At 69.9% G+C, this 13,275-nt stretch carries 12 protein-coding genes; 1 reads left to right on the top strand and 11 read right to left on the bottom strand.

Annotation, left to right across the window (positions count from 1 at the left end; translation table 11 throughout):
- Position 1 precedes the first annotated feature (1 nt).
- Positions 2 to 1,861 carry a glutamine--fructose-6-phosphate transaminase (isomerizing) gene (glmS, locus tag ACZ6JE_RS08420; RefSeq protein ID WP_320477449.1) on the bottom strand — a complete coding sequence of 620 codons (1,860 nt, stop codon included), beginning with the start codon at positions 1,859 to 1,861 and terminating at the stop codon, positions 2 to 4.
- A 43-nt stretch (positions 1,862 to 1,904) separates the two neighbouring features.
- Between glmS and coaA the strand changes: the two genes are divergently transcribed.
- A complete protein-coding gene (coaA, locus tag ACZ6JE_RS08415; RefSeq protein ID WP_464318674.1) occupies positions 1,905 to 2,858 on the top strand; it encodes a type I pantothenate kinase in 954 nt (317 codons plus the stop codon).
- A 119-nt stretch (positions 2,859 to 2,977) separates the two neighbouring features.
- Here coaA and ACZ6JE_RS08410 read toward each other — a convergent pair whose 3' ends face one another.
- The 10 genes from ACZ6JE_RS08410 to rpsM all read right to left on the bottom strand — a co-directional run bounded on the left by ACZ6JE_RS08410 (position 2,978) and on the right by rpsM (position 13,266).
- Positions 2,978 to 4,015 carry a YdcF family protein gene (locus tag ACZ6JE_RS08410; protein ID WP_464318673.1) on the bottom strand — a complete coding sequence of 346 codons (1,038 nt, stop codon included), beginning with the start codon at positions 4,013 to 4,015 and terminating at the stop codon, positions 2,978 to 2,980.
- A gap of 163 nt (positions 4,016 to 4,178) precedes the next feature.
- Entirely contained in the window at positions 4,179 to 5,540 is a 1,362-nt protein-coding gene (glmM, locus tag ACZ6JE_RS08405; RefSeq protein WP_464318672.1) for a phosphoglucosamine mutase, read from the bottom strand.
- A gap of 26 nt (positions 5,541 to 5,566) precedes the next feature.
- A complete protein-coding gene (gene rpsI / locus ACZ6JE_RS08400; protein ID WP_192061047.1) occupies positions 5,567 to 6,052 on the bottom strand; it encodes a 30S ribosomal protein S9 in 486 nt (161 codons plus the stop codon).
- Positions 6,053 to 6,084: 32 nt separating this feature from the next.
- Positions 6,085 to 6,531, bottom strand: coding sequence for a 50S ribosomal protein L13 (rplM, locus tag ACZ6JE_RS08395; protein WP_055799954.1), 447 nt, complete (start codon positions 6,529 to 6,531; stop codon positions 6,085 to 6,087).
- 173 nt (positions 6,532 to 6,704) lie between these two features.
- Positions 6,705 to 7,637, bottom strand: a complete 933-nt coding sequence (locus tag ACZ6JE_RS08390) for a tRNA pseudouridine synthase A (RefSeq protein WP_464318671.1) — start codon at positions 7,635 to 7,637, stop codon at positions 6,705 to 6,707.
- A 118-nt stretch (positions 7,638 to 7,755) separates the two neighbouring features.
- Positions 7,756 to 10,461 (bottom strand): ExeM/NucH family extracellular endonuclease, encoded by a 2,706-nt coding sequence (locus ACZ6JE_RS08385; protein ID WP_464318670.1) that lies wholly within the window; start codon positions 10,459 to 10,461, stop codon positions 7,756 to 7,758.
- A gap of 190 nt (positions 10,462 to 10,651) precedes the next feature.
- A complete protein-coding gene (gene rplQ / locus ACZ6JE_RS08380) occupies positions 10,652 to 11,215 on the bottom strand; it encodes a 50S ribosomal protein L17 (protein ID WP_192061045.1) in 564 nt (187 codons plus the stop codon).
- 51 nt (positions 11,216 to 11,266) lie between these two features.
- Positions 11,267 to 12,259 carry a DNA-directed RNA polymerase subunit alpha gene (locus ACZ6JE_RS08375; protein ID WP_055799947.1) on the bottom strand — a complete coding sequence of 331 codons (993 nt, stop codon included), beginning with the start codon at positions 12,257 to 12,259 and terminating at the stop codon, positions 11,267 to 11,269.
- Between the two features lie 188 nt (positions 12,260 to 12,447).
- Positions 12,448 to 12,846, bottom strand: a complete 399-nt coding sequence (rpsK, locus tag ACZ6JE_RS08370) for a 30S ribosomal protein S11 (RefSeq protein WP_055799944.1) — start codon at positions 12,844 to 12,846, stop codon at positions 12,448 to 12,450.
- A 45-nt stretch (positions 12,847 to 12,891) separates the two neighbouring features.
- Positions 12,892 to 13,266 (bottom strand): 30S ribosomal protein S13, encoded by a 375-nt coding sequence (rpsM, locus tag ACZ6JE_RS08365; RefSeq protein WP_055799939.1) that lies wholly within the window; start codon positions 13,264 to 13,266, stop codon positions 12,892 to 12,894.
- Positions 13,267 to 13,275: the final 9 nt, after the last annotated feature.

The following is a 13,275-nucleotide window of genomic DNA, read 5'->3' as shown; positions in this document are numbered from 1 at the left end:
TCTACTCGACGGTCACGGACTTCGCGAGGTTGCGCGGCTGGTCGACGTCGAGGCCCTTGGCCGCGGCGAGCTCCATCCCGAAGATGTGCAGCGGCACGACGGCGAGCAGCGACTCGAACAGCGGCGCGGCGAGCGGGATGTGCAGCACCTCGTCGGCGAAGGGCAGAACGGCCGCGTCGCCCTCTTCGGCGATGGCGATGACGCGGGCCCCGCGGGCGCGGATCTCCTGGATGTTCGAGACGACCTTGGGGTGCAGGCTGCGGGGGTCGCGCGGGCTCGGCACGATGACGAACACGATCTGCCCGGGCTCGATCAGCGCGATCGGGCCGTGCTTCAGCTCGCCGGCCGCGAAGCCCTCCGCGTGGATGTACGCCAGCTCTTTCAGCTTGAGGGCGCCCTCGAGAGCGATCGGGTACCCGACGTGTCGACCGAGGAACAGCACCGAGCGCGTGTCGGCCATCCAGCCGGCGAGGGTGCGGATGCGCTCCGAGCTCTCGAGCACGCGGGTGATCTTCTCGGGGATGGCCTGCAGGTCGGTGACCTGCTCGGCGATCTGCTCGGCGGTCAGCGTGCCGCGGAGGGTCGCCAGGTGCAGACCGAGGAGGAACAGCGCCGTGCCCTGCGCGACGAAGGCCTTGGTCGACGCGACGGCCACCTCGGGCCCGGCGTGCGTGTAGATCACGGCGTCGGACTCGCGCGGGATGGTCGACCCCTGGGTGTTGCAGATCGACAGCACCTGCGCACCCTGCTCGCGGGCGTACTTGACGGCCATCAGGGTGTCCATCGTCTCGCCCGACTGGCTGATCGACACCACGAGGGTGCGTGCGTCGAGCACCGGGTCGCGGTAGCGGAACTCGTGGGCGAGCTCGACCTCGACGGGGATGCGGGCCCACTGCTCGATGGCGTACTTGCCGAGGATGCCCGCGTAGGCGGCCGTGCCGCACGCGATGACGATGACGCGGTCGACGGTGAGCAGCTGCTCGCGCACGCCGTCGAGGTCGGTGAGGGTGACGGCGCCGTCGACCGCGCGACCCAGCAGCGTGTTGGCGACGGCCTCGGGCTCCTCGCTGATCTCCTTCGCCATGAAGCTCGACCAGCCGCCCTTGTCGGCGGCCGAGGCGTCCCAGTCGACCTCGAACTCGGTGGTCTCGACGGGGCGGCCCTCGAAGTCCACCACCTCGACCGAGTCGGGTCGGATCGAGACGAGCTGGTCCTGGCCGATGGACATGGCACGGCGCGTGTACGCGATGAACGCGGCCACGTCACTGCCCATGAAGTTCTCGCCGTCGCCGAGACCGACCACGAGCGGGGAGTTGCGGCGGGCGCCGACCACGAGACCGGGCTGGTCGGCGTGGACGACCAGCAGCGTGAAGGCGCCGTGCAGGGTGTTGACGACGGTGCGCAGCGCCTCGGCGAGGTCGCCCGTCGAGCGGTAGGCGCGGGCGACGAGGTGGGCCGCGACCTCGGAGTCGGTCTCGCTGAGGAACTCGACGCCCTCGGCGAGCAGCTCGGCCTTCAGCTCGGAGAAGTTCTCGATGATGCCGTTGTGGATGAGGGCGAGCCTGCCGTCGTCGGCGAGGTGCGGGTGGGCGTTCTCGTCGGTCGGCCCGCCGTGGGTCGCCCAACGCGTGTGGCCGATGCCGGTGCGGCCGTCGGTGAGCGGCGAGGACTCGAGGTCGTCGACGAGCATCTGCAGCTTGCCGGCCTTCTTGCGGCTGCCGAGCGTGCCGTCGGCGTCGACGACGGCCACACCGGCGGAGTCGTAGCCCCGGTACTCGAGACGCTTGAGCCCCCCGAGCAGCACCTCGATGCTCCGCTCGCCGAGACCGGTTTCCCCTACATAACCCACGATTCCGCACATGAGGACGATCCTACGGTGTCGGCCACCGGGTAGCCTCGAACCCATGGCCGACGCGACCCCGACGACGCAGGCGACCGGCCACGCCTCGCCGTTCGTCGAGATCGACCGGGACGCCTGGGCCGAGCTCGCCCCGGCCACGCGCCTCCCTCTCACCGAGACCGAGATCGTGCAGCTGCGGGGCCTCGGCGACCGCCTCGACATGCGCGAGGTCCAAGACGTCTACGTGCCCCTCAGCCGCCTCCTGAACCTCTACGCCGCCGGGGCCCGCAACCTGCACCGGGCGACCAGCGACTTCCTCGGCGAGCGGGCGCAGCGCACGCCGTTCGTCATCGGCGTCACCGGCTCGGTCGCGGTGGGCAAGTCCACCGTCGCGCGCCTCCTGCGTGAGCTCCTGTCACGGTGGGACGACACGCCTCGCGTCGAGCTGGTCACCACCGACGGGTTCCTCTACCCGAACGCCGAGCTCGAGCGCCGCGGCATCATGCACCGCAAGGGGTTCCCCGAGTCGTACGACCGCCGCCACCTGCTGCGCTTCGTCTCGCAGGTCAAGAGCGGCGCCGAAGAGGTGCGGGCGCCGTTCTACTCGCACACCAGCTACGACATCATGCCGAGCGCCGAGGTGGTCGTGCGCCGGCCCGACATCCTCATCGTCGAGGGGCTGAACGTGCTGCAGCCCCCGCTCGGCGGCCGGCTCGCCCTCAGCGACCTCTTCGACTTCACCGTCTACGTCGACGCCCGCACCGGCGACATCGAGAACTGGTTCGTCGAGCGGTTCCTGGCGCTGCAGAAGAGCGCCTTCACCCAGGAGCGCTCGTACTTCCACCGCTTCGCCGACATGGACGAAGACGAGGCCCGCAGCTTCGCGTCGGGCATCTGGCGCGGGGTGAACGAGCCGAACCTGCTCGAGAACGTGCTGCCGACCCGGTCGCGGGCGACGCTCGTGCTGCGGAAGGCGTCCGACCACAAGGTCAGCTCGGTGCTGCTCCGCAAGATCTGATCCGGGCTGTCCGCCCGAGCCTCCGCGCCGTCCATCACGACACGCCGTCCGCCCGCGACCCCGGCGGCACGTCGTGACTCGTCGCGGCGCCGAGGAGAGCGCAGGAGGCGCGGGTCGGTTCACACGGGCAGCAACGACCACACGACGCCGAGTGCGACGAGGGCCGCCGCCGCGAGGACGGCGACGGCGTTCAGTCGCCGGTGCTCGACCATGATCGCGATGTACTCGCGGAGGAACGCGCTCGGCACGTAGTAGGCGGCGGTCGGCGACCCGACGACCTGGGCGTCGCTCCCGATGGAGCGAGCCAGCAGCGCCGCACGCAGCACGTGGTAGTCGTTCGTCACGACGAGCGTCGCGCCGTCGCGGCCGTCCGCACGCTGCACCTCGCGCGAGAAGAGAAGGTTCTCGCGGGTGCTCGTCGACGCCGTCTCGGGGCGGACGTCGGCCGCGTCGACCCCGTGCCCGAGCAGGTACTCGGCCATGGCCTCGCCCTCGGCGCGGGGCTCGTCGGCTCCCTGCCCGCCCGAGGGGATCAGCACGGGGCGGGGCCCGTCGGCTGCGACACCGCGGTAGACGGCGAGGGCCTTGTCGAGTCTGCTGCGGAGGAGGGGCGGCACCTCGCCTCGGATCAGGCCCGAGCCGAGCACCACGATCGCCCGGGGCGTCTTCGTGTGCCGGTAGCGGCTGTAGACGAGCGAGTAGAGACCGAAGGCGGCGAAGGTCGCTGCCGCGTAGAAGCAGCCGAACGCGACGAGCAGACCGAGCGCGACGAGCAGCACGTCGACGACCGACGGCAGGTCGAGCTGACTCGGCAGAGTCACGAGCGCCACCGCGACGACGGGCAGCACGAGGATGGCCACGCCGGCGACGAGCGACAGCAGATTGCCGAGGCTGCGACCCTCCGATCGGAGCATCGTCACTCCGTTGCCGATCAGGGCGACGGCGAGCACGCCGACGAGCACGACGGCGAGCAGGGCTCCGAGCGTGACGAGCGACTGCTGCGCCGGCCCCGACCGGTCCAGCTCGACGAGCCCGGCGAGGAGCAGGCAGCCGAGGGCCGCCACGAGGAACACGCCGTTCCGCAGGCGACGGGCGTCGCGTCGGCGGCTGACGACGTAGAGCACCGCGAAGACGAGGGCCGGCACGAGGAGGATCATCTGCTCATGATGCCGGACTCTCCGAGCGGACCCGGCACCGCGCCTCCTGCGCCATGCCCCTCGAGGAGTCATGACACGCCGCACCTCGCGCGGTCGCCGCGGCGCGTCGCGACTCCTCGACGGAGACGCGGCCGGGCCGGGCCGGCTGGGCGGACGGGCCGGGTCAGAGGGCCAGGCGCTCGCGCACGACGTCGGCCAGCGCGTGGGCGACGCGGTCGGCGGTGGACTGGTCCGCCGCCTCGACCATCACCCGGATGACGGGCTCGGTGCCCGACGGACGCAGCAGCACCCGACCGGTGTCGCCGAGCTCGTCCGAGAACGCCGCGACGGCCTCGGCCACACCGGCGTCGGCTGCGAGGCGAGTGCGGTCGACGCCCGAGACGTTGATCAGGATCTGCGGGAAGACGGTCATGACGGTGGCGAGCTCGGCGAGGCTCTTGCCGGTCGCGGCCATGCGCGCCACCAGCGACAGGCCGGTGAGGATGCCGTCGCCCGTCGTCGCGTGGTCGCCGAAGACGATGTGACCGGACTGCTCGCCGCCGAGGTTGAAGCCGTGCTCGGCCATGTCCTCGAGCACGTAGCGGTCGCCCACGCGGGTCTGTCGCACGGTGATGCCGTGCTCGGCCATGGCCCGGGTGAGACCGAGGTTGCTCATGACGGTCGCGACGAGGGTGTCGGACGCGAGCGCACCGCGCTCCTTCTGAGCCACGGCGATGATCGCCATGATCTGGTCGCCGTCGACGACGGCGCCGGTCGCGTCGACCGCGAGGCACCGGTCAGCGTCGCCGTCGTGGGCGATGCCCACGTCGGCCCCGTGCTCGAGCACGGCCCGGGCGAGGTTGTCGAGATGCGTGGACCCCACGCCGTCGTTGATGTTGAGACCGTCGGGGTCGGCGCCGATGAGCGTCACCTTCGCGCCGGCGTCGGTGAACACCTCGGGCGAGACCGCCGACGCGGCACCGTGAGCGCAGTCGAGGACGACGTGGATGCCGTCGAGATGGTTCGGCAGAGCGCCGAGGAGGTGGAGGACGTAGCGGTCTTCAGCATCGGCGAACCGGCGGATGCGACCGACGTCGCCGCCGATGGGCATCAGCTGCGGATCGTCCATCGCGGCCTGGATGCGATCTTCGACCTCGTCGGGCAGCTTCGTGCCGCCGAAGGCGAAGAACTTGATGCCGTTGTCGGGGGCCGGGTTGTGCGAGGCGCTGATCATGACGCCGAAGTCGGCGCCGATGTCGTCCACGAGGAACGCCGCCGCGGGGGTCGGGATGACCCCGGCGTCGAGCACGTCGACACCGGAGCTGGCCAGACCCGCCGAGACGGCGGCGGTCAGGAACTCCCCCGAGATGCGGGGGTCGCGTGCCACGACGGCGACGGGTCGCCGCCCTTCGGCACGACGGGCATCGGCGTGATGCCCCTTCGTGAGGACCACCGCGCTCGCCTGGGCGAGGCCCAGGGCGAGCACGGCGGTCAGCTCACGGTTGGCGAGGCCCCGAACACCGTCGGTACCGAAGAGACGCGACATCGCGAGACCTGCCTTCGGGTGCGCGCTTAGCGCTTCGAGAACTGCGAGGCCTTGCGGGCCTTCTTGAGACCGGCCTTCTTGCGCTCGATGACGCGGGCGTCACGAGTCAGGAAGCCGGCCTTCTTCAGCGTCGCGCGGTTGTTCTCGCGGTCGATCTCGTTGAGCGAACGGGCGATGGCGAGACGCAGCGCGCCGGCCTGACCCGAGGGGCCGCCACCGGTCACCTTGACGGTGACGTCGTAGGCGCCGAGCAGATCGAGGACCTTGAACGGGTCGTTGATCAGCTGCTGGTGCAGCTTGTTCGGGAAGTACTCTTCGAGCGTGCGGCCGTTCACCACGAAGGTGCCCGAGCCCGGGACGAGGCGAGCGCGAGCGATCGCCTCCTTGCGGCGGCCGACGGCCGAACCGGAGACGTTCAGGACGGCGCGGGGCGTCGCCTCGGCCTCGGTGGACGTGCTCTCGGTGGTGAAGCTCTGGGGAGCCTGGTCGATGGAATCTGCGATCTGAGCCACTGTGTGGGAGTCCTTAAGTCTGAAGGCGGACGCTACTGAGCGACCTGGTCGAGGGTGTAAACCGTGGGCTGCTGAGCAGCGTGGGGGTGCTCGGCACCCGCGTACACCTTCAGCTTCTTGATCTGGGCGCGGCCCAGCGAGTTCTTCGGCAGCATGCCGCGGATGGCCTTCTCGACCGCACGCGTGGGGTGCTTCTCCACCATCTCGGAGTACGTGGTGGCCGTGAGGCCGCCCGGGTAGCCCGAGTGACGGTAGTAGAGCTTCTCGGCCAGCTTGGAGCCGGTGAGGGCCACCTTGTCGGCGTTGATGACGATGACGAAGTCGCCCATGTCCATGTGGGGGGCGAAGGTCGGCTTGTGCTTGCCGCGCAGCAGTGCTGCCACGTGGCTGGCCAGACGGCCGAGCACGACGTCGTTGGCGTCGATGATCAGCCAGTTCGGCTGAACGTCAGCCGGCTTGGGGGAGAAAGTGCGCGTCACAGTAGTGCTGCTTTCTTGTCGAGGTGAGAGGTTCGTGAATCCCGCTCCGGCGCCGTTCTCGAGGCAGATGCGACGAGAACGAATCAGGTGGAGGGCTCAACTTCGGGCGAAAGCGCGCAGTTGCGCAGACACCAAGGGGCAACGATACCCGACACCCCCTGGGGCGTCAAACGTCACTCGTCGACCTGAGCGGCCGACCGCTTCACCTGCGTCAGCTCGGTGCGCGCCGCGACCTCGTCGTCGGGCGGGTACCCGACCTCGACCATCGTGAGGCCGTGCGCGGGCACGACTCTGAACTCGCCGTTCCGCTCGGCCTCGCGGCGGATCCCCACGGCCCGGTGCTGGGGCAGCACCCCCTCGCCCACCGCGACGCAGGCGCCGACGAGATTCCGCACGAGGTTGTGGCAGAAGGCGTCCGCCTGCACCGTCGCGACGAGCACGCCGTCGGCCTCGCGCCTCCATCGGAACTCCTGCAGTTCGCGGATGCTCGTCGCGTACTCGCGGTACCGGCAGTACGCGGCCCAGTCGTGCAGACCCAGCAGCCCGGCGGCCGTGGCGTTCATCAGGTCGAGGTCGAGCCGCTGGTCGTACCAGAGCGTGTGACCGCGCCGCGCGGGGTCGCGCTCGGCACCGCGATCGGCGATGCGGTACTCGTACCGTCGCCAGAGCGCCCCGAAGCGGGCATGGAACCCGGGAGGCGCGAGCCGGCCTCCCGAGACGACGATCTCGTCGGACGCGCCGGCCAGCCCGTTGAGCCGCCGGGCGAGCACCGTCGGGGCGTCGAGCGGGGTCCTGTCGACCATGCCCCGGTGAGGGCGCTGCAGCTGCGCGATCTGGGCGTCGGTGAGATCCAGGTGCACCACCTGACCGCGGGCATGGACCCCCGCGTCGGTCCGCCCCGCCACCGTCACGGTGGGGACGTCGCCGAGCCGGCGGAAGAGGGTGACCAGGGCCTGCTCGATCTCGCCCTGCACGGTGCGACGCCCGGGCTGCTCGCTCCACCCCGAGAAGTTCGTGCCGTCGTATGCGACGTTCAGCCGGATGCGCGTCAGGTTCGGCTGGTCGAGGGCCGCGTCGTCCGGGGTCGGCTCGTCGGTCGTCGTCACCCTGGGATTCTACGAGAGACGACGACAGGGCCCCGCGTCCACGACGCGGGGCCCTGCCGTCTCATCGGCGGGCCGGGGTCATCCGACCCGGCGGGTCGGGGTCATCCGACCCGGCGGGTCACCGCCAGCGCCAGCCGAACAGCTGCTTGAACCAGTCGATGACCGCAGTGACGATGGCCGTGACGATCTGGCCCAGGGTGGGTGCGCCTCCCCCGTGACCGGGCTCATCGGGCTGACCCGGGTCGCCCGGCTGCTCGGGCTCGCCCGGGTCGACGTCGCCGACGAGCTCGACTCCGACGACGACCGGGTCGTGGTCGCTCGACCGGTACGGGCCGTCCGCGTAGAGCGGGGCCGCGTTGTAGTCGTACCGGCTGTACTCGAGCCCGACGGACTCGCCCGCGTTGATGTTCCAGATGTCGACGCCCGTGACGGCCTCGGCCGCGGCCGGGCTGGCGAGCACGTGGTCGAGCGATCCGCTCAGGCCGCCGAACACGTAGCTGTACTCGTCGGTCTCGGTCGAGCCCAGGTCGGTGTAGCCGGCGTCGCGCAGCACCTCGATCGGGTCCTCCTGCGAGTAGGCGTTGAAGTCGCCGACCAGGAACGCCTTGTCGGTCCCGGCGTCGGACTGGACCCGCGTCGAGAAGTCGGCCAGCGCCTCCGCCTGGTTGACGCGCGAGGCGTTCGAGGCGCCCTGACCGTCACCGAGGTCGGCGTCGACCCCCGACCCGCTGCCCTTCGACTTGAAGTGGTTCGCGATGACGACGAAGTCGGCGTCTGCGGGGGCGCCGACGGGCGCGAAGGTCTGCGCCAGCGGCTGACGGGCGTTGCTGAACGCCGGGGCGTCCGTCAGGATGCGCGACTCGCCGACGGTCTCCGCGGTGGCCTTCTTGTAGATGAAGGCCAGGCGGATGACGTCCTCGTTGGCGGGGACGGTCGCGGGGGACGGCACGAACGCCCACTCGTCGGCACCCAGGTCGGCGTTCAGCGCGTCGACCAGGGTCGAGAGCGCCGCGTCGCGGTCCTGTCCGAAGCGGGCCGAGTTCTCGATCTCCTCGAGCGACACGACGTCGGCGTCGAGGCCGTTGATGGCGGCGACGATCTTCGCCTGCTGACGCTCGAAGCTCTCCTGGTTCGCGGCGCCTCGCGCATCACAGCCGCCCTGCACGGTCACCGGGTCGCCGAAGCGGTCGGTGTAGTAGGTGCAGCCGCTCAGCTGGTCGCCCGTCGTGGGGAAGTAGTTCAGCACGTTGAAGCCGGCGAGGCGCAGGTCTCCCCCGACGTCGCGGGGCGCCGCCTCACGGATGTCCTCGAACGAGACGGGCAGGTCGGCCGTCGCGGTGTCGCCGGTGATCCGCTCGGTGGGCTGCAGCTTCCAGGTGGAGTTGCGGAAGTCGAGCACGAGGGGCTCGTCGAAGGTCACGGCCGCGCCCACGGTGACGGGGGCCTCGGTCGAGAGGTACGGCACGGGGATCCCCTGGTTCGAGGCCGTGAAGAAGTTCACCGACGAGCCGTCGTCGAGCACGAGCTTCCGGGCGGCGTTGTCGGCGACCGTCGCCGTGTACTCGGCGCTGCCCGGGCGAGCCACCTCGGTCGGCTGGATGAGGGGCTTCGTGCCGGAGGCCAGCGCGACCTCCCCGTACTGGTTCGTCGTGTAGACGTCGCTGACGGTGAAGTCGCCCTGCGGCGCGATGAGCATGCTCTCGAGCGCCTCGCGCTCGGCGTCGGTCTCGGGGAACCCGACCGTCGCGGGCACCGGCGCCGTCACGGACGCCGCATCGAGCACGGCGAGGTCTGCGGCGGTGGTGACGGTCAGCTGGGTCAGACCGAAGTACTCGCTCGCCGTGCCGGTGGTCTCGACGTAGTCGCCGATGGACACCGAGGAGGCGGTGGCCGAGGAGTAGACGAAGACCGCGTCCGACGCGACGTGCGTCGCGGACTCGATCGCGCCTCCGGTGCCCGGAGTCTGGATGACGTAGCCGTTCAGACCGCCGGTCGGGTACGCCGCGGTCACGACGCCGCGGGTGGTCACGCGCTGCCCGGCGAACGGACTCGTGTCGGTCGTCCCCTGCAGCTCGGCGATCGTGACGTCGACCGCGGGGGTCGGCTCGGTCGGCAGCTCGGGCTCGTCGGGGTCGGTCGGCACGTCGCCGCCGCCGGCGGAGTTCTGAGGCGTGACATCGGCGGTGACGCTGAAGTCGGCGGCGTTCACGTCGGTGTCGACGTGGTCGGTGCGCGTCAGCGAGTTGGGCACGGCGTTGCCGCCGGAGGTCGCCGCGACCGTGGTCTCGTAGGTGTTCGAGGTGCCGTAGCCGAGCAGGTCGACGACTCCGTCGACACCCACCGAGGAGGCGCCGGTCGGCAGGGTCACGGCCGTCGCCTGGTCCGACAGCACGATGGTGCCTGTCGAGCCGCTCGGGTTCAGACCCAGCGTGGCGTCGGGCGCCGGCAGGGCCTCACCCGTGGTGCCGTTGCTGCCGAGCTGGACGAGGAAGCTGCCGCCTGCGGGGACGGTGCCGGCGAGGGCGCCGACACCCGAGACCGCGCTGGCCGTGGCCGCACGGTACTGCAGTGACCAGCCCGCCAGCGACACCGCGCTGGTCGTGGGGTTGTAGAGCTCCACGAACTTGTTCGTGAAGGGTGCGTTGGCGCTGCCGCCCTTCAGGTAGGCCTCGTCGATGACCAGGCCGCCGGCCACGGCGGTGGCGGTCGACGTCGCGGGCGCAGCGGTCGCCGCGGTGAAGGGGACGAGGGGTGTGACGAGGAGAGCGAACCCGGTCGCGACGGCGATGTGCTTCCGGGTCAGAGGGCGGGGGCGAACGGACATGTGATCCTTCGTCGGAGAGGCAGGGATGAATCGACCCTACGTTTCTTGGCTCCTTCACAGGTTTCTGTCACATGTCGCCGAGATGAACACCCCCCGAGAGGGGTACACCGCAGCCCCCCATGCGGTGGACCGGAGACGCCGAAGGGCCCCGCAGCACGGATGCTGCGGGGCCCTTCGAAGCGGAACGGGACTACTTCGTGTCGTCCGACTTCGCGGCGTCGTCCGACTTCTCGGCGGCGTCGGTCTCGACCTCGTCGGCGGCAGCCGTCTCGGTCTCGGTCTCGACGGGTGCCGACTCCTCGACGGTCTCGGTCTCCTCGACCGGGGCCTCTTCGGCGGGCGCGGCGGCCGCGGGGGCCGACGTGCTGCTCGACGACTTCACCTTGGGGGTGACGGGCTCGAGCACGAGCTCGATCGACACCATCGAGGCGTTGTCGCCCTTGCGGAAGCCGAGCTTCGTGATGCGGGTGTAGCCGCCCTCACGGTTCTCGACGAGCGGCGCGATCTCGGTGAAGAGCATGTGCGCGGCGTCCTTGTTGTTGCGCAGCGTCTGCATCGCACGACGACGCGACGCGAGGTCGCCCCGCTTCGCGAAGGTGACGAGGCGCTCGGCGACGGGGCGGAGGCGCTTGGCCTTCGTCTCGGTCGTCTTGATGCTCTTGTGCTCGAAGAGCGACGCGGCGAGGTTCGCGAGCATCAGACGCTCGTGAGCCGGGCCGCCTCCGAGGCGGGGACCCTTGGTGGGCTTGGGCATGATCGTTGTTTCCTAGCTGTCGAAGATGATCAGGGCGTCGGGAGACGAGACCTAGTTGGTCTCTTCCTCGTCGTAGCCGCTGTAGAAGTGGGCTCCGTCGAACCCGGGGACCGTGTCCTTGAGCGAGAGGCCGAGCTCCACGAGCTTGTCCTTCACCTCGTCGACCGACTTCTGACCGAAGTTGCGGATGTTCATGAGCTGCGTCTCCGAGAGGGCGACGAGCTCGGACACCGTGTTGATGCCCTCGCGCTTCAGGCAGTTGTAGCTGCGGACCGAGAGATCGAGGTCTTCGATCGGAGTCTGCAGCTCGCTCGAGAGGACGGCGTCGACCGGCGCGGGGCCGATCTCGATGCCCTCGGCAGCGGTGTTGAGCTCGCGGGCCAGGCCGAAGAGCTCGGTCAGCGTGCGACCGGCCGACGCGATGGCGTCGCGCGGCGAGATCGCCGGCTTCGTCTCGACGTCGACGACCAGGCGGTCGAAGTCGGTGCGCTCACCGGCACGAGTCGCCTCGACGCGGTAGGTCACCTTGAGGACGGGCGAGTAGATCGAGTCGATGGGGATCTGACCCGCTTCGCTGAACTCGCTGCGGTTCTGGACGGCGGAGACGTAGCCGCGGCCACGCTCGATGGTCAGCTCGAGTTCGAACTTGGCCTTGTCGTTCAGGGTCGCGATGACCAGCTCGGGGTTGTGGATCTCGACACCGGCGGGAGCCGAGATGTCGGCGGCCGTGACCTGACCGGCACCCTGCTTGCGCAGGTACGCCGTGATGGGCTCGTCGTGCTCGCTCGAGACGACGAGCTGCTTGATGTTGAGGATGACCTCGGTGACGTCTTCTTTCACACCGGGGACGGTGGTGAACTCGTGCAGCACACCGTCGATGCGGATGCTGGTGACAGCGGCTCCGGGGATCGACGACAGAAGAGTGCGGCGCAGCGAGTTGCCGAGGGTGTAGCCGAAACCGGGCTCGAGGGGTTCGATCACGAAGCGTGAACGGAACTCCGAGATGTTCTCCTCGGTGAGGGTGGGGCGCTGTGCAATGAGCACTGTGGATTCCTTTCGGCGAAGAGTCCGCTATATGACTCTTGGCGGTACGACAGGTGGCGGGCCGGTCGGGTCTGTTGAGTTGTGATGCCCCTGCCGGTGGTGCAGGAGGCGGTGCGAACGCGGTGTAGCCCGCCGCGCCTCCTCGACCCTGATACCGGGTGAGGGAGGCGCGACGGGCGGTAACTCAGTTAGACGCGACGACGCTTCGGCGGGCGGCAGCCGTTGTGCGCCTGCGGGGTGACGTCGTTGATCGAACCCACCTCGAGGCCTGCGGCCTGGAGCGAGCGGATCGCCGTCTCGCGACCGGAACCCGGACCCTTGACGAACACGTCGACCTTCTTGACGCCGTGCTCCTGCGCCTGTCGTGCAGCCGACTCGGCCGCGAGCTGCGCGGCGAAGGGCGTCGACTTGCGCGAACCCTTGAAGCCGACGGCGCCGGACGAAGCCCAGCTCAGCACGGCACCCGAGGGGTCGGTGATCGAAACGATGGTGTTGTTGAACGTGCTCTTGATGTGGGCCTGACCCACAGCGACGTTCTTCTTCTCTTTGCGGCGGGGCTTACGCGCGGCCGACTTCGGTGCTGCCAATTTTTTCTCCTACAACCTAAGGGCGAGTACGGCGGGAGCCGGGGCCTATCGAGCCTTCTTCTTGCCGGCGACGGTGCGCTTCGGGCCCTTGCGGGTACGAGCGTTCGTCTTGGTGCGCTGTCCACGGACAGGCAGACCGCGGCGGTGGCGGATGCCTTCGTAGCTGCCGATCTCGACCTTGCGGCGGATGTCGGCGGCGACCTCGCGACGGAGGTCACCCTCTACCTTGAAGTTGCCCTCGATGTGGTCGCGGAGAAGGACGAGCTGGTCGTCCGTCAGGTCCTTGACGCGGATGTTGCCGTCGATCTCGGTGTCAGCGAGAGTCTGGAGCGCACGGGTGCGGCCGACTCCGTAGATGTAGGTCAGTGCGACCTCCACGCGCTTGTCGCGCGGGATGTCAACGCCTGCTAGACGTGCCATGGTGGCTTC

Source organism: Frigoribacterium sp. AC759, from assembly GCF_979256015.1.
The sequence above is the reverse complement of the archived record's forward strand: the minus strand, read 5'-3'. Positions and strand labels throughout refer to the sequence as shown.